The 16630-nt window shown below is 53.2% G+C and carries 14 protein-coding genes; 4 read left to right on the top strand and 10 right to left on the bottom strand.

Going from position 1 to position 16630, the window contains the following annotated elements; translation table 11 throughout:
• The first annotated feature begins 176 nt into the window (after positions 1-176).
• Positions 177-1016 carry a hypothetical protein gene (locus tag HUF18_RS04880; protein ID WP_225691345.1) on the top strand — a complete coding sequence of 280 codons (840 nt, stop codon included), beginning with the start codon at positions 177-179 and terminating at the stop codon, positions 1014-1016.
• Between the two features lie 115 nt (positions 1017-1131).
• Here HUF18_RS04880 and HUF18_RS04885 read toward each other — a convergent pair whose 3' ends face one another.
• A complete protein-coding gene (locus HUF18_RS04885; RefSeq protein WP_225691346.1) occupies positions 1132-3036 on the bottom strand; it encodes an ATP-binding cassette domain-containing protein in 1905 nt (634 codons plus the stop codon).
• Between the two features lie 26 nt (positions 3037-3062).
• Between HUF18_RS04885 and HUF18_RS04890 the strand changes: the two genes are divergently transcribed.
• On the top strand, positions 3063-3578 hold the full coding sequence (locus HUF18_RS04890; RefSeq protein ID WP_225691347.1) for a TIGR02444 family protein: 516 nt from the start codon (positions 3063-3065) through the stop codon (positions 3576-3578).
• 28 nt (positions 3579-3606) lie between these two features.
• On the opposite strand, the gene HUF18_RS04895 is transcribed toward HUF18_RS04890, so the two are convergent.
• Both HUF18_RS04895 and HUF18_RS04900 read right to left on the bottom strand, forming a co-directional pair.
• Entirely contained in the window at positions 3607-4707 is a 1101-nt protein-coding gene (locus HUF18_RS04895) for a hypothetical protein (RefSeq protein WP_225691348.1), read from the bottom strand.
• Positions 4708-4785: 78 nt separating this feature from the next.
• Positions 4786-5535: a ParA family protein gene (locus HUF18_RS04900; protein ID WP_225691349.1), complete on the bottom strand. Its 750-nt coding sequence runs from the start codon at positions 5533-5535 to the stop codon at positions 4786-4788.
• Between the two features lie 153 nt (positions 5536-5688).
• Here HUF18_RS04900 and HUF18_RS04905 point away from each other — a divergent pair, with 153 nt between their 5' ends.
• Positions 5689-6129, top strand: a complete 441-nt coding sequence (locus HUF18_RS04905) for a DUF4124 domain-containing protein (protein ID WP_225691350.1) — start codon at positions 5689-5691, stop codon at positions 6127-6129.
• Between the two features lie 30 nt (positions 6130-6159).
• On the opposite strand, the gene HUF18_RS04910 is transcribed toward HUF18_RS04905, so the two are convergent.
• The 3 genes from HUF18_RS04910 to HUF18_RS04920 all read right to left on the bottom strand — a co-directional run bounded on the left by HUF18_RS04910 (position 6160) and on the right by HUF18_RS04920 (position 8397).
• On the bottom strand, positions 6160-7128 hold the full coding sequence (locus HUF18_RS04910; RefSeq protein WP_225691351.1) for a WD40 repeat domain-containing protein: 969 nt from the start codon (positions 7126-7128) through the stop codon (positions 6160-6162).
• Between the two features lie 101 nt (positions 7129-7229).
• A complete protein-coding gene (gene rsd, locus HUF18_RS04915) occupies positions 7230-7703 on the bottom strand; it encodes a sigma D regulator (RefSeq protein WP_225691352.1) in 474 nt (157 codons plus the stop codon).
• Between the two features lie 163 nt (positions 7704-7866).
• Complete coding sequence (locus tag HUF18_RS04920; protein ID WP_145467177.1) at positions 7867-8397, bottom strand: disulfide bond formation protein B; 531 nt, start codon at positions 8395-8397, stop codon at positions 7867-7869.
• 165 nt (positions 8398-8562) lie between these two features.
• Here HUF18_RS04920 and HUF18_RS04925 point away from each other — a divergent pair, with 165 nt between their 5' ends.
• Positions 8563-9000, top strand: coding sequence for a flagellar basal body-associated FliL family protein (locus HUF18_RS04925; RefSeq protein ID WP_225691353.1), 438 nt, complete (start codon positions 8563-8565; stop codon positions 8998-9000).
• A 97-nt stretch (positions 9001-9097) separates the two neighbouring features.
• Here the strand turns inward: HUF18_RS04925 and gshA are convergent, their stop codons facing one another.
• The 4 genes from gshA to HUF18_RS04945 form a co-directional block, all read right to left on the bottom strand.
• On the bottom strand, positions 9098-10666 hold the full coding sequence (gene gshA, locus HUF18_RS04930) for a glutamate--cysteine ligase (RefSeq protein WP_225691354.1): 1569 nt from the start codon (positions 10664-10666) through the stop codon (positions 9098-9100).
• 161 nt (positions 10667-10827) lie between these two features.
• Positions 10828-13164: a Tex family protein gene (locus HUF18_RS04935; RefSeq protein ID WP_145467171.1), complete on the bottom strand. Its 2337-nt coding sequence runs from the start codon at positions 13162-13164 to the stop codon at positions 10828-10830.
• Between the two features lie 88 nt (positions 13165-13252).
• Entirely contained in the window at positions 13253-14764 is a 1512-nt protein-coding gene (locus HUF18_RS04940; RefSeq protein ID WP_225691355.1) for an SPFH domain-containing protein, read from the bottom strand.
• A gap of 159 nt (positions 14765-14923) precedes the next feature.
• The gene (locus HUF18_RS04945; RefSeq protein ID WP_225691356.1) at positions 14924-16507 is read right to left on the bottom strand and encodes a hypothetical protein; all 1584 of its coding nucleotides are present in this window, start codon (positions 16505-16507) and stop codon (positions 14924-14926) included.
• Positions 16508-16630: the final 123 nt, after the last annotated feature.

Consider the following 16630-nt stretch of genomic DNA (forward strand, 5'->3'; position numbering starts at 1 on the left):
AAATGATTGCTGGAAGATGGTGTGGGAGTTTGTTGTGGTACGCCGGTTATTCGGATAATTGTTCGTGCCAGCAGGGCTTACTGCACCAGTATGCATGTGATGTTTGCTGAGCATTGGAGCGCATTGGTCCTGCATATATAATGTGCAGATTAATAATAACGATTGATGGATTATCCTTGGAAAAGCGAATTTTAATTTTGATCTTTGTAAGTCTTCTGAGTGCTTGTGGCGCTTCCGGCTCCTCCGAACCGAATCATTTTGAGTCATTTGATTTGTCTCCCTACGCTATGGCCTCTGATGCTCTCAGCTCGAATAAATTGACTGGACGTTGGGTGGGCGTGCTGAATTATCAGTACAAGCGCTACAACCCGGTAAATACGACTTTATTCCGGCCGGAAGAAAGGGAAAGTCAGCTCCGATCTTTGATTGTCCGTATAAAGCCTGGTAGTAGCTCGCAGTACGAAGCAGCCAGCTGTGGTGGTGGGTTTGGTGATATAACGATTTATGAGTCGGATATTGTTAGTGGTATTTTCGATGGCGAACTAACTGGGGCTAACAGAATAGTAACTGCAGCCAGCTTTACCCATACAGTTAAATTAAGCGCTTATGCCAGTTATCAGGAAGATGTGACTGTTAGTGGTGGATTCCGGAGGGTTAGTGATAGTACTGCCGGCTATGGATCATTATCGATGAATTGGTCCGACACAGAAGGCGAGAGCGTGTCTGATGTCTATTGCAGTATCATTGCGAATTTTGAAGGTGGCCTGCAGACTGTACTTGTGGGTAGTGATGATGGCAGTAGCTGGATGATTTCAACGAAGACCAACCCTAACAGCTATGATGCCTACATCAGCCAGCCTGCTACCGACAAAAAGATCGAAAACATAACGACCACAGGAGAACAGTGGTTCAGGTTTGTCGAGCAAACAGCAGAGCGGCAGCAGCTGACTTATAGTGTATCGGATACACATGGGTTAACGGTTACAGGTTTGCTTGAAACAACTCTGCTGCCATAGCTCCTTTGCTTTCAGGATTTTGTCTTATCGCAACTCATGGCGAGCCCCACCACTGATGGGTTAAACCCAATGATATAACGCTGAAACTAAAAAGGCCGGTAAGCGCTGCGTGCGCTTATTCCGCCTGCTCCAGCTGTTCGGTTAATTCCATCCATTCCATTTCAATGTCTTCCAGAGCACTTTTCAGTTTGCCCTGTTCCTGCAGCAACTGATTAAGCTCTGCTTTGCGTTCGGCATCGTACAGACCTGTGTCGGATAATTTTTCTTCGACCGCGCTGAGCTGGGTCTGGAATTTCTCCATCTGCTTTTCCGCTGCCTGCTGTTGCTTGCGCAGGGGAGCCAGACGCTGGCGTTTTTCGGCATCCAGACGTTTCTGCTCTTTGCGATCTGCCTGTGGCACGTTGGCCGCAGCGCTGGCTGCAGGTGTTACTGTGCCGTCGCTGCTGTCGGCAGGCATCTCTTCCCGCTGTTGCAGATAGTGATGGTAATCGTCGAGGTCGCCATCAAACTCCTGCACCTTGCCGTTATCGACCAGCCAGTATTCATCGACGGTTGCTTTTAATAAGTGACGGTCGTGGCTGACGATTAAAATCGCACCGGGGAAATTCTGCAGCGCCAGCGTTAAGGCTTCGCGCATTTCGATATCCAGATGGTTGGTCGGCTCGTCCAGAATCAGCAGGTTGGGCTTCATCCAGGCGACACAGGCCAGCGCCATGCGGGCTTTTTCGCCCCCGGAAAAGGGCTCAATCACTTCCAGTGCTTTATCACCATGAAAACCAAAACCGCCGAGGAAATTACGGATTTCCTGATCGGATGCTTTCGGTTTTAAACGCTGCAATATCAGCGCGCCGGAGGCTTTCACATCCAGAGATTCCAATTGGTGCTGAGCGTAGTAACCAATGCGCAGATGTTCGCCTTCGGAGCGTTCACCGCTGAGCATGGCAATTTCGTTGCACAGGGTTTTCAGCAGCGTTGATTTACCCGCGCCGTTAGGGCCGAGCAGACCAACGCGATGACCCGGTACAATCGACAGGCGCACATCGGGCAGAATGGTTTTGCCGGCATAACCCAGTGCGGCATGATCAATGGCCAGCAGTGGCGCTGACATTTTTTCGTAGCACGGAAATTCAAAGCGGAAAGGTGAATCCACATGCGCCGGCGCGATCAACTCCATGCGTTGCAATTCTTTTAAGCGGCTCTGTGCCTGTTTGGCTTTACTGGCCTTGGCGCGGAAGCGGGCAACGAACTGTTCGATCTCGGCCACACGCACCTGTTGTTTTTCAAACAGTGTTTGCTGCTGTGCGAGTTTTTCCGCACGGATACGCTCGTAAGCGCTGTAGTTGCCTGGATAGAGCGTCAGCGTCTGCTGATGCAGGTGAACAATATTGTTGGCAACACCGTCGATAAAATCGCGGTCATGGGAAATAAATAACAGTGTGCCGGGATAATTTTTCAGCCACTGCTCAAGCCACAGGGTTGCTTCGAGATCCAGGTGGTTGGTTGGTTCGTCGAGCAGCAGTAAATCGGACGGCATCATCAGCGCCTGCGCCAGATTCAGGCGGATACGCCAGCCACCGGAAAAGCTTTTAACCGGACGCTGCAATTCTTCTTTGCTGAAGCCCAGACCGTGCAGCAGTTGCTCGGCTTTTACCGGCACGCTGTAGCCCTGATGCTGATCCATCTGATCCAGCCAGTGGGTCAGATCGTTATCATTCTGGGCGTTGGCAATGCCGTGCTCGATGCGGCGGTAAATGGCATCGCCATCCATCGCGTAATCCAGCGCACTGCGCTCGCTGGCTTCCACTTCCTGCCTCATATGGGCAATGCGCCACTTTGGCGGAATGTACAGATCGCCACCGTCCACCTGCAGTTCACCGTTCAGCAGTGCAAATAAACTCGACTTACCGGCCCCGTTCGGACCGATCAGTGCCATTTTCTGCCCATCGTGAATACGCAGCTGACAGTCTTTGAGCAGAGTTTGCGTTCCGCGCTGCAGGGAAACCTGATTAAATTCGATCATAACTTGGCTAATTAAAGGTGACGGCAATGGCGGCGCAGTTTGCCACAGAAAGCGGTGATAACCCACTGTGGGAGTTCGCCCTGACATTTTATGCACGCCCCGGAGTACCGCAGACGTTGCTGAACCTGCAGAATGATGCCGGTATGGATGTGTTGCTGCTGCTGACGGCGTTGTGGCTGGGTAAGCAGCAATGTTTGTTACCAGACAGTTTGGCGGAAGCCGGTGACTACTTTCGTTGGCGTGAGCAGGTGATTCTGCCAATACGGCAGGCACGTTCACATTTAAATGCCGAACCGCTGCGTTCGCAGCAGGCTGTATTACGTAAGCAATTACTGCAAAGTGAATTACAGGCAGAGCAGGAAGCTATACGGCTGATATTCACCTGGCTGCAACAGCAGACACTGACAGAGCAGGCAGATTGCAGTGCAGTTAACCTGACGTTACTGCAGAACATCACGATGGCCGATAACGGTTCAGTGACGGCACAAAAAAAAGAGGCCCGTGGGCCTCTTTTACAACAGCTGTTATTACTGGCGAAGTAACTTCGCCAGGTAATGACAATGCAGCAGCTTAGTTATTACCAAACAGGCTGGACTTGTCGCTGTCTTCAGCCGGAGTTTCAGTAGCAGGAGTTTCGGCTACTGGTGCTGCCGGCGCTTCTGTTACAGGTGCTTCAACTTTTGCGTTTTCAACGACTGGTGTTTCAGCTGTCTGTTTCTCAACAACAGGAGTTGCAACAGCCGGTGCTTCAACCTTTGCAGCTTCAACGGCAACGTCTTTCACTTCTGCTTCAGCAGCGGCGACAGGAGCTGCTGGTTTAGCGGCTGGCTTTTTCGCAGCTGGTTTTTTCGCTGCAGGCTTGGCGGCCGCTTTCTTAACCGCTGGTTTGGCTGCTGCAGGTTTAGCAGCGGCTTTGGTTGCAGGTTTTGCAGCAGTTGCTTTCTTGGCGGCAGGTTTGGCAGCGGCTTTCTTAGCCGGAGCTTTTTTGGCAGCCGCTGGTTTTTCGGCAGCAGCAGGAGCAGCTGGCTGAGCAGCAACGGCTTTTTTCACGGCAGGCTTACGGGCAACGGCTTTCTTTTTGGCCGGTGCTTTGGTTGCCAGTTTAGCCTGAGCTTTTTCAAAATCAGCGATGACTTTGTCCAGTGCCGCGCGAGATTTTGTTTCCAGAGTCAGAGCTGCCATTGCAGCTTTGGCAGCAACTGCAGCTTCTTTTGCTGCAGCCGCTTCGGTTTTAGCTGCTTCAACACGGCTACGGGCGGTTTCCAGCTGGCGAACACCGGCAGGGGTTTTCTTGGCCTTTACTTTGTCGGCAACGGTTTTGCGTGCGGCATTGGCTTTGGCCAGTTTTTCATTGGCTTTGGCCTGAGTGGCAGTTGCTTTGGCAACGGCTTTCTCTGCATCGCTCAGCTCTTTGGCACGGGCAGTAGCCAGTTTGGCCTGCAGTGCTGCGATATCTTTTTCCAGTTGCTGTACTGCACTCAGAGCAGTTGCTTTAGCAACGACTTTTTTAACCGCCGCTTTTTTCGCTACCGGCTTCTTCGCTACAACTTTTTTGGCAACAGGTTTTTTTGCTACTGCTTTCTTAACAACAGCTTTAGCAACTGTTTTTACAGCGGCTTTTGCTTTGGGTTGAGCGGTTTTTTTTGCAGGTGCTTTTTTGCGGGCGGCCATGTGCAATTCCTCATTCGGGTTTGATCGTCGGGGCATTATACGAAATGAATTAAAATCATCTATTTATTTTAGGTGAATTTATTTGTCTTTTTCGCTCTGGAGACGAATATTTTCAATGGTATTAGTCAACCATTGCAGCAAAGGCTGCCATTCTTTTTCGTCTTTTGAATCCTGCTGATCGAAATCGATCAGACCTAATCCATGCTCACTGGCACGGACATAGAACTGAGTATCGCGCAGTGCGGCGATAAAAGGAATTTGCAGGCTGTTAAGGAAGCGTTCGAGCTTGGCATAAATCAGCGTGTTTTTACGCACCCGGTTAGCGACCACAGCGATGGGCTTCGGATTAATCCGATAAGCCCGGGAAAGGAGTACGTCACGGATAAAACCGGTGGCGGCACGGATGTCGATGGCGGAAGGAATCACCGGAATAACAATCAGGTCAGCCTGCTGAATAAGGTCGGATAATTCGTTACCGGCAAGGCCAGCAGGAGTATCGAGAATCACACGGCTGGTGTTGGCCGGAACACGCAGGCTCCAGACCCTGGTCGATGCACTGGGCACGTGGCGCTGAAAAGCCGGCACTCCACTGATTTTGGGCAGATGCTGATCACGTGCCTGTAACCAGTCCATGGATGATCCCTGCGGATCATAGTCAATCAGCGCCGTGACTTCACCCTGCCGGGAAAAGTAACTGGCCAGATTGGTTGCCATGGTGGTTTTGCCACAGCCGCCTTTGGCGTTCGCAATCATTATGCGAACAGGAGCCGCGCGACTGATAACCCGGACCGTTGCCGGAGCATCTTGTGGCGTTAGCGTTTCTGTCACTTAAATATCCCTGTTTCCCCTGGGCCTGATGTACTGAACTGAGTGTCAACAGACTCCGGGTATACCTATAATTATTACGGGCGCTTTTTGCCCAGCGCATTTGTAGCATAGGTTATAATCTCTGGCCGTGGAATGAATCACAAGGATGATCAAATGAAAAGTAAAATAGCTTTTATGCTGTTTATTCTGGGGCTGGCAGTTGCGGCGCCTTACTTTATTAAAGGCCCGGATGGCAAACCACTGATGTCGTTCGATGATAAGCAAGAGCTGCTGTCGACCGAAGATACACGGCAAACTTACTATAAGTGGCAGGATAAGGATGGTGTCTGGCACTTTGGTGACGACCTGCCCGAAGGCGTAGCGGTGCAGGCGGTGGAGATTGATACTGCAGCGAATGTGATTCAGAGCGTGAAACTGCCGGACAAAGACGGCGAAGCCGACAGCGGGAAAAAACCACAGCAGGAACCGGCAGCGCCACTGCCCGGGCTACCTATGACGGTAAATCCGGCGGATATTCCCAAACTGCTGGACGATGCCAAGGGCGTGCAGGCATTGGTGGATCAGCATAAAAAAGAGATTGATCAGGCGCGCTGAACGCCTGCTTCTGACGGGTACTGAATGACTCTAGCGCAGAAAATACAGCAGTCCGTTCGAGCCTGCGGCCAGCCATTCGTCGTTGTGAAAGGCAACGTCTTCGACCAGAACATTATTGCTTACCCAGGTATCACGCGGGCTCGCCCGCCAGATCTGGCTGCGTGTGCCATCAGCAGTGTTCCACAACTCGATCTGGCCGGAACTGTTACCGGTTAACAGTTGGCTGTTATTGGCGGAAAAGCGAGCGGCACTGTAATGACCACGGGTGCGGTCAATCTGTTGTAATAAACGCCCGGAAGCAACATCCCAGATTTTGCCGCTTTCATTTAATGCCGAAGTAAACAGCAGGCGTCCGTCGGCAGAAAGCTGAGCGGTTTTTACCTGATTATTGTGTTTGAGCTGATGCAGTAATTTACCGTTTTCCAGATTCCAGATACGGGCGTTCAGGTCGTCGCTGGCGCTGGCGGCGAGCAGGCTGTTATCGCTGACGCTGACATCGTAAACCGTACCATCATGCGCGAGACGCAAACGAATACCACCATTCTTAATATCAAACAGTGTGGCGGTGTAATCGGCCATCGCCAGCAGTGCGTAGCTGCCGTTACTGGTCAGGGCGATGTCCTGGATATCGCCGGGTGAATTCCAGAACCACACAGCCTCACCACTGTCGCGTGCCCAGAGAACGATGGTGCGGTTGTCGGTGGTGGCAACAAAGTTACCTTCCGGAGAAAACGCACTGCTGGTGATGCTGCTGTAGTCATCGGCTTTGTGATTCCAGTCAATCAGGCGCTCTGGCGGGCTGATACTCCACAGACTGGCACCATGATGCAGGCTGCCCACCATCAGTTCATTCCCGTTGGCTGAAAAACGCATGGAATAGGCACCCTGACGCGCAACTTCACGGATATCGGCGGGCGCTTTACCACCGTCGCAGGCGCTCAGGAGCAGGGTCAGAGAAAGAAGTAAGGCAGAAGATAAATGCCGCACACGCAGAATCATGGCAAACCCGTTGCAGATAAATTCTGTATCAGTGTAGTTCGTCTGGTGGGATTGTGCGGCTCCCGCCATGCGCGGGAACCAGAGAGCAAAAGCAGGAAGCGTTATTCGGTCACGAGTTCGCGATGAATGGTGTGCAGGCGTTCGATTAACTGGTCTTCCAGTTCAAAACGCTCTTCCAGAATTTCACCGATTGCTGATAAATCTTTTGGCAGCTGCGCCAGTTCTTCAAAGGTGCAGTGCTGGTCGTAGGTGTCATTAAAATCGACACAGCGTCCGGTCAGTTCGTCGAGTTTGGGAACCAGTGTGGAAGCCAGTTCCAGGCCGCCATCGTCATATTCTTTGGCTTCGTTGATCAGTTGCTCGTAAATTTCAAAATGACCGGCGGAGCAGTAATCCATCATGCTCTGGCAGAAGCGCTGAATGCCCGGCCCCAGCGGTTGTTCTGCTGACAGCGGTTTGCTGGCAGACAGATTGCAGAATAAAACGATCAGTTCCTGACGACCGCTGAGCCAGCTATCAATCAGTTTATGAACGCCGCCCCAGCGTTCCTGTGCAGTTTTGCAACCTTCCAGCATGTTCTTCTCCTTGGCGACCCTGCTTTGGTGTTCCGGGTCACAGCATTATTGTTCTGAGGGTATGCAGACACTATAGGCCGGTCAAAAAGGGCGAAGCAAGCAGCTTTTTTCTGTTTTCCGCCTTGTGAAATCAAGGTTTTCTGCTTGCTCTTCAGCGTTCTGCTCAGCGCTGACGTGGCCAGACGCGGAACAGGGCAAAAGCAGCGGCAAGGGCATAACCCAGGAACCAGAGACGCGTCCATTCCGGCATGCTCAGACCAACAAAGCTCCAGGATACATCGGCGCAGTTACCGTTACCGCGCAGCATTACACCGATAAGCTCGCTCAGCGGCAGTGTTTCGATCAGGTAATCGAATCCGGGACCACAGGCCGGAACATCTTCCGGTGGCAGATTCTGCAGCCAGACATGGTGATCGGCGACCCAGACACCACCGATGGCAGACAACAAAGTGAATATTAACGCGATACGCAACGCCCAGCTGGCCGGTTTGTCGCCCCGCTGGCGCGCGATAAATGCGGCCAGAAAACCCAGCCCGATGGCGAGTGTTGCCAGTCGCTGTACCATGCACAGCGGGCAGGGCTCAAGATAGAGTGCGTATTCAAAGTAGTAAGCGGCTGCGAGCAGGGCAGCGCAGGACAGAAAGCCGGCCAGATAGCCGTGATGTAATGACAGTGATTTCAGAAATGTTTTCATAAAAATTCCACGATCCGGCGCTTCTCGCCTAGTTTGGTTGAAGTCTAACACAGCCACAATCCGGAGGATCTGGTCTAAGATCAATAGGGCGGCAGCCGAGGCGACCGGGTCAGGTGCTGTTAAATCCGTATTAACGGGCTCAAATTAGTCAGGAGGAGTGGCGGTATGTTCCGCAGGTTTTGGAAGTTAATGTCAGCAACGGGACTGATGCTGGGGCTGCTGATGACAACGGCAGGTATAAGCCAGGTTGTTCAGGCAGAGGAGGAAACGGCGGTAGCAAATCAGACCAAGTATATTCATCTGGAACCGGCGTTTGTGGTGAATTATGGCAGCACCGGGCGGATGAAATATCTGCGTACCGAAATCGCGCTGAAGGTCTCCGGTAATGAAGCGGCAGCGGCTGTCAGTCAGCATAAACCTTATATCCGCAATAACCTGGTGATGCTGCTGAGTGCGCAGGAATCAGAAACCATGAACAGCTCGCAGGGGCGAGAGTCATTGCGTAAAGTTGCACTGGATGAAGTACGGGCGCTGATGGTGCAGCTGGAAGGTTCGCCACTGATCGACGATTTATATTTCAGTAATTTCGTCGTACAGAATTAAGAGCACAGAATTAAGGGTGCAGAATTAACGGTAGGGAATTCACCGTGAAAATTAAAAAGGGAGGCAATGCCTCCCTTTTTATTGCCTGCCGCTCCGCTCAGCGCTGCAGATAATGCGCTAAATATTCGGCAAATGGCATGTTGTCTGACTGCTCCAGTTCTTCCTGTGCCGCCAGCGAATCGCGCGCCATTTGCTGCCATTGCTGGTAGACCTGCGGGCCAAGGTTTTCGCTCAGGGTTTTGCGGTGACGTTCAGCCTGCTGCAGGGTCAGCTCGGCAAACTCCAGACTGCTTTCCTGTAATTGCAGCAATACCTGCGCAGACGGCGTCAGGCGGCTGTCGGCCAGCTTAAGGCGCTGTTGTCCGAGAGTGTCGATATGGAAAGTTTCACCGCTGGCGCGGTCCATCATGATGGCCAGCTCTTTCATCTCGTCGAGTATGGTCATGCCCCATTGCTGCAGGCTGATATCGCTGCCGCCCTGTTCCAGCATCAGGCCCGGACGACGGCCTTCCATCACGGTTTTTTGCTGGTTGCGTTTGATGCGCCAGTATTCGTCTTCGTCGATATCCGGGCTTGGCTGCAGCAGACACCAGGTCAGGAACAGATCCATAAACTGCATCTGCGGCACGTCGATACCCAGCGGCATAAAAGGGTTCACATCAGTGCAGCGCACTTCAATATATTCGACGCCGTATTTATCCAGCGCCTGCAGCGGTTTTTCACCATTGCGGGCAACGCGCTTGGGACGGATATCGCTGTAGTATTCATTTTCGATCTGCAGCAGATTGGTGTTCAGCTGCTTGTAGTGGCCGTGCTCGTCCTGCAGACCAATCTCTTCGTAGGCCTGAACCGGCGCGCTGATCGCTTTGCCAAGGGTTTTGATATAGCTGTCGACGGTGTTGTGGCACACCATCAGATCAGACTGGGCATTGTTCTGATAACCCAGATCGCTCATGCGCAACGATGTTGCATAAGGCGCATACAGGCTGTGCTCATTGAGGCGGTCGAGCTTGTGATCACGCCCGGCGAGGAAGCTGGCGCACACTGCTGGCGAGGCGCCGAACAGGTACATCAGCAGCCACGAATAGCGGCGGAAATTACGGATCAGCCCAAAATAACGCGCCGAGATATAACTCTGCGGGCTGTATTGATCGCCGCGTTCATCATTGGCCTGCAGCAGCGGCCAGATGTCCGCCGGCAGCGAGAAATTGTAGTGAATACCGGAAATGGTCTGCATGGTACGGCCATAACGGTGCCACAAACCATGACGGTAAACATGCTTGAGCTGGCCGAGGTTAGAACTGCCGTAATGGGCAATCGGAATGCTCATCTCACCCTGCAGAATACAGGGCATGGAGCTTGGCCAGATCAGCTCGCCGTCCAGCTGTTTGTACGCGTAGCGGTGAGCAATACTCAGATAGGCATGGGCCTCGTGAGCGCTTTCGAATACCGGCGTAATAAATTCCAGCAGAGCTTCGGAGTAGTCGGTGGTGATACTTGGGTGGGTCAGTGCCGAACCCAGCCCTTTCGGATGCGGTTTCTGGCTGATGATGCCCTGAGGTGAGCAGCGTAAGCCTTCTTTTTCGATACCACGCTGTAAACGTGCTAGCAGTGCCAGATGTTGCGGTTCGCTGAACAGATTCAGGGCTTGTTGATAATTAGCCAAAGTCGCCTCGGGGCAGAAACACAGATCGCCGGATTATAGGGGGAAATTGCCGGCGGACGATACCTCCCAACGGTAAGGCTGGTGGTATTCATTGTTGCCTGCAAGAGAATGCCTGGCTCCCGCAGCATCTCTGTGGGGAGCCAGTGTCATGCTGGTGAAGGTTATTTCTTTGCTTTGGCAAACGCGGCAGCCAGCGCACCGGCCATCGCGCCCTGAGCCTGGGCTTTATCACCAAAGCTGTTGCGGTTTGGCGCACCGTTCGCCCGCTGGCCATTGCGCTGCGGTTTTTCGCCGGGTGTGCGTTCGTTGGCGCGGTCATTGGCATCGTCGCTCATACGCATCGACAGGCCGATACGCTTACGCGCGACATCCACTTCCATCACTTTAACTTTGACGATATCGCCGGCTTTCACCACATCACGCGGGTCTTTGACGAAGGTGTCGGACAGTGCGGAAATGTGTACCAGACCATCCTGATGCACGCCGATATCGACGAAAGCACCGAAGGCGGCGACGTTGGTGATTACCCCTTCGAGTACCATGTTTGGCTTCAGATCTCTGATCTCTTCCACGCCTTCCTGATACTGGGCGAATTTGAATTCCGGACGCGGATCGCGGCCCGGTTTCTGCAGCTCATTGAGAATATCTTTAACGGTAATTTCACCGACTTTGTCGTCGGTAAACTGCGCGGCGTTAACCGACTTCAGCAGCGCGCCATCGCCGACCAGGCTGGCAACATCACGCGAGAACTGGTGCGCGATCTTCTCCACCACCGGGTAAGATTCCGGGTGCACGGCCGAGGCATCCAGCGGGTTGCTGCCGTTCATAATGCGCAGGAAACCGGCTGCCAGTTCGAAGGTTTTACCGCCCAGACGTGGCACGTTGAGCAGATCGGCGCGGCTGTTAAAGGCACCGTTGGCATCACGGAAGGCAACAATATTGTTCGCCAGAGTGCTGTTCAGGCCGGAAACACGTGTCAGCAGTGGCGCTGAGGCGGTGTTCAGATCAACACCGACCGAGTTCACACAGTCTTCGATCACCGCATCCAGCGTGCGTGCCAGCTGGCTCTGGTTTACATCGTGCTGATACTGGCCGACACCGATGGACTTTGGCTCGATTTTCACCAGCTCGGCCAGCGGGTCCTGCAGACGGCGGGCAATGGACACCGCACCGCGGATGGTTACGTCGAGATCCGGAAATTCTTTCGCCGCCAGCTCAGACGCGGAGTAAACGGAAGCACCAGCCTCGTTCACCATCACTTTCTGTACCTGAGTGGCTTTGAATTTCTTCAGCATATCGCCGACGAATTTATCGGTCTCGCGGCTGGCGGTACCGTTACCGATGGCGATCAGTTCAACATTGTGTTTGCTGATTAAGGCCATCAGCACGGCTTCGGACTCAGCGATACGGTTTTGTGGTGGTGTCGGGAAGATCGCACAGTGATCGACCACTTTACCGGTGGCATCGACCACCGCGACTTTCACCCCGGTACGCAGACCCGGATCGAGGCCGATGGTGGCTTTCGGCCCAGCCGGAGCGGCCAGCAGCAGGTCTTTCAGGTTATCGGCAAAGACTTTAATCGCCGCTTCTTCGGCGCTTTCGCGCAGGTTGCCCATCAGCTCGGTTTCGAGGTGAGTGAGCAGTTTGATGCGCCAGGTCCATTTCACCACTTCGGCCAGCCAGCGGTCGGCGGCACGGCCCTGTTGTTCGATATTAAAATGTGAGGCGATCATGCCTTCGCACGGGCTTGGCGTCAGTTTGTCGGAGGGATCACCGGTGACCAGCGAGAAGCTCAATATGCCTTCGTTACGGCCACGCAGAATGGCGAGTGCACGGTGGCTGGGCACACCTTTCAGCGCTTCATCATGTTCGAAATAATCAGCAAATTTGGCCCCCGCACCTTCCTGACCAGGAACAACACGCACCGACAGGGTAGCTTCCTGCTGCATAAAGGTACGCAGCTTGGCCAGCAGGTTGGCGTCTTCGGCGAAGCGCTCCATCAGAATGTACTTGGCACCGTCGAGGGCCGCTTTGGTATCGGCCACGCCCTGTTCAGCGTTGAGGAATCCGGCGGCTTCGGCTTCCGGGTCCAGCGCCGGGTTATCCAGCAGCGCTTCAGCCAGTGGCTGCAGACCGGCCTCGATGGCGATCTGGCCTTTGGTGCGGCGTTTGGTTTTGTAGGGCAGGTACAGGTCTTCGAGGCGGGTTTTGGTGTCGGCGCTTAAAATATCTCGCTTCAGCTCGTCGCTCAGTTTGCCCTGTTCTTCGATGCTTTTCAGGATTGAGGCGCGGCGGTCTTCCATCTCGCGCAGATAACGCAGACGCTCTTCCAGCGTACGCAGCTGAGTGTCATCCAGCGAGCCGGTGACTTCTTTACGGTATCGGGAAATAAAGGGCACCGTTGCACCTTCATCCAGCAGCGCGACAGCGGCTGCAACCTGTTGTGGGCGGATGCCCAGTTCTTCAGCAATACGGGAACCGATGGATTCGTGACTCATAACACTCTCAGGGGAAACGATAAAACCGGGGGGAGTATAACGGACTTGTGGGCCGGGCTCATGTGCTGAGCCCGGCAAAAAGTATGACTTACTTCTTGGCTTTGGTGATGTCGCGGTCGTAATTCAGACGTTTGGCGGCATCGAGGGTCAGCATCTGCATAAAAGCTTTGGTTTCGGCATCGGAGCCAACCGGTGCACCGCCGCTGCCATTGCCACCAAAGACGTTGGTTGGCACCTGACGTTTGGCAAAGGCTTCGGCCCAGAGTTTCTGGATTTCAACTTCGGCCTGCAGTTTCTGCGCGAGGGCGTTATCGGCCTGCAGAATCACTTTCTTCTGATAGGCTTCAGCGTCCGCCAGAGTGCGCTGGGTTTCGGCTTCGATGCGCGCTTTCTCCAGTTCGATTTGGGCGGTTTCTTTGGCAATTTCAGCCTGTTCTTTCAGCTTTTCGGCACCGGTAATGGCCAGCTGCTTTTCGGTTTCCGCTTCGGTGGTGTGCTGAATCTGCTCTACCTTGGCTTTGGCCTGACGTTCGGCCACTTCACGCTCACCTTTGGCGATGGCCAGCAGGCGCTGTTCTTCTTCCTGGATACGCTGCTCGCGGGCAATCGCACGGTCGGCGGATGCTTTCTGCTTCAGCTGCATACGTTCAACGAATTTCTTGTTAGGACGCATATCGGTGACGCGGGCATCCAGTACGGTAATGCCGAAGTTGGTGAACTTCTGCACTTTGCGTTTTGGAATGCCGTTTTCGTCGACTTGTTTCATAACCACAAATTCGATTTTGGTTTCGTCACCATAATCCTGTTGCTCTTCGCCCAGTGCGGCATTGGCAGAGGATTTTTGTTTACGGTTGCTGCGGCTGAGCTGCTCTTCCCGTTTGACGATGTAAATCCCGTTAGCCATCTGATTTTCAAATTCAGAGTTAAACCCTGAGCGGCCGCCGGAATAATATTCTTCGGCACCCATCAGCGATGCGGTGGACTGCAGCGTTTCTTTAAAGGCCGGAATCAGTGCGGTGCGCAGCAGATTTTCCGGAGAACGGTATTCGTGGGCGAGTTTCAGGAAGTGCTCCTGATCCTGCGGGATGGAAAAACGCACGGTGGCTTCGGCATCAGCATCCACCTGATCAAGGAACATAATGTTCAGTGGTGGCAGCAGTGCGCTGGCGAAGGCATCGTCACGCTCGGCTGTCAGTTCTTCACGTTTACCGACAACAGCCTGTACCGTCATCGATCGTTTCCAGGCGTTATAGCGGCCGAACAGGTAGGTGTTGTAGCCCACGTCTGAGACTACTTTTTCTTCACCGGTGATGGTGCGTACGTGGTACACAAAACCCGGCTCAGCGTAGAAAAACACCTGATTGAACATGCCAAACGCAAAAGAAATAACTGCAGCAATCACCAGCGACGGCGCAACCTGCTGGGGAATATCGTAAGTGATGGAATCAAGACGGCTGCTGATATCTTCAGCAGCCACGCCCTGAGATTCCAGCTCACTGCGCATACGCTCAACTTTCATGTGCTGGGCAGCACGGAAAAAACCCAATGCAATAATGGCGGCAATACAGAGTACGCCGGTAAGAATTCCCCAGAAGGCCATAACAGTTCCTTGTTGTCAGAGAGTTATCAGAAATTTTGGAAGACGGAGTCTAACGACGGATTCGTGCCGGCTCAATGTACAGACTGTGCAGTTGTGACGCCGGTCAAAGGCATAAAAAAAACGGGAGCCGAAGCTCCCGTTTTTTCAGTTATCTGGCAATCACAGTGTGTACCAGAGCTGGTAGTTGAAGCTGTCCGGGCCGCCATTATCCGGTGAGCAGGCCATCAGGGTGTAGCTGCCGTTTTCGGAGGTGATAATGCGCGATACCGGCCAGCAAATATCATCTTCACCACCTTCGCTCAGTACCAGTGAACCATGACGCTCGGTGAAGTTAATGGAGGCTGTGGTGTTGCCGAAGTCGGCCGGATCGTATTTGCAGATATCGTTGTTGCCAGCGTTGTCCAGTTTTGTACCACCGTCGTAAACCGCCAGACAGACGCCACTGACAGCATCGTAAATCCCATATAACGATTGACTAAAAAAGTTAGCGGCGAGACTGCTGTCAAAGTAAGGAATCAACAGCTGGGTTGTACCTTCCTCTGCGGCAGAGGTGGTTACCAGTGCACCACGGATGCCGGCGTTATTATTTTTCAGGGTCAGGGTATCGGCGAAAGTGGCGATGCCGTCTTCGTGAGTGCCGGAGTACGTCAGCGTATTTCCGGAGGCGGACCAGGTAAAGGTTCCGGAGTCGGTGTTGCCACTGCCGGCGATGCCATCGGTATAGCTCTGGTAGGAGCCGGTACCGCTCTCTTTGTCGAATGTAAGTTCACTGAAACTGCTGCTGCCAACCGTGACCAGCCGGTAGCTGTCGGCAATCAGGTTGTTGCTTAGTTCAGTAATGACGCGCTCCAGGTGAATAAATTCATCGGTGGTGCAGGTGGCATCGTAGGCGTACTCACTTGAGCGCAGCACGGTACAGCGATCGGCGAATTCACCATTACTGTAGATGGTCAGTACCCGCTCAGAAAACTCATAGGTGTAGGAGGCGCTGGAAACACGACAATTACGATTCACCGACGCTTCGGTTGGTGCACGGTAAAAGTCGTCGTCAGTGCAGTTTGAATAACTGACCGCAGTCATATTGCCATTACTTTCGTAGGTATATTTGTAGCGGATTTCACCGTTGTCATTACGCTCCAGCCAGGTGCCGGTCAGTTGCAGTCCGGCATTAATAGCGCTGAGGCTTTGTTCGAAGTGAGCCAGGGCATCTTCTTCGGAGATCAGCTCACGTTCGGATTCATAAGGAAAGGCGGCACTGAGTAACGCGCTGCTGAAATCGGCCGAGTCGGCGGCTAAATCCAGCGCGGAAATATCAGCTCCGCTGCCTTCCGGAAATGGCTGCAATGTAATGCCGTTTTGGGCATTACCGTCACTATCAAGGTTTTGCAGCAGCACCAGCGTATTTTTCACCCGCTGATCATTTACATCACTGGTATTAAATAAATCCAGTGGCGTCAGCGTGCCTGTACCTTCAGCAATGGTAATGCTGCCCAGTGTCAGCCCGGCAAAACTGAAGGTGGTGGTTTCACCCGGTTCATAGGAGAAAGCGCCCAGCGTATTGGTGATGCCCTGATGGCTGGGCGAACTGTAATTGAGCCCGGCTACGCCTGAATCAACGAACAGGGCGGTATTCACCGGTGTGCTGTTGTCGTCATCGTTGTCGCTGTCAGAGCCTCCACTGCTACCACCACAGGCAGTAAGCAGGCTACAGCTGGAGATAAAAACCAGTGGCAGTAATTTCATGGCTGAAGTCCTTATTTATTTGTAATCAATCTGAGCGGAAATCCGCATGCAGGCGTATGTCGATATCATTACCTGCACAGCCTGAGAGGGCATCCCCCATATGGGTTATGTGGGTGGACAGGA

Source organism: Thalassolituus sp. ST750PaO-4 (genome assembly GCF_020320405.1).
GTDB classification, from domain to species: Bacteria; Pseudomonadota; Gammaproteobacteria; order Pseudomonadales; family Oceanobacteraceae; genus Venatoribacter; species Venatoribacter alkanivorans.